Here is a 278-nt window from a genome sequence, read left to right on the forward strand (position 1 = left end):
CTCAGTCTGTACTACCTGTACGTACGTGGCCGCCGCTAGCTAAGCTAGGAATTGAAATGGGGATGGAGAGGCCGCAAGAGAAGGTGGCCACCACCACCACCGCCGCCTTCAACCTCGCCGAGTCCGGCTACGCCGACCGCCCCGACCTCGACGACGACGGCCGCGAGAAGCGCACAGGGACGCTGGTGACGGCGAGCGCGCACATAATAACGGCGGTGATCGGCTCCGGCGTGCTGTCGCTGGCGTGGGCGATAGCGCAGCTGGGGTGGGTGATCGGG

1 protein-coding gene is annotated in these 278 nt (G+C 66.2%); it reads left to right on the forward strand.

Going from position 1 to position 278, the window contains the following annotated elements; genetic code table 11:
- Positions 1-62 precede the first annotated feature (62 nt).
- On the forward strand, positions 63-278 hold a 216-nt coding region (locus tag L9G74_RS24075), incomplete at its 3' end, for an SLC5/6 family protein (protein WP_238898590.1).

The organism is Shewanella electrica (assembly GCF_022321485.1).
In the GTDB taxonomy this organism is placed as follows: Bacteria; Pseudomonadota; Gammaproteobacteria; order Enterobacterales; family Shewanellaceae; genus Shewanella; species Shewanella electrica.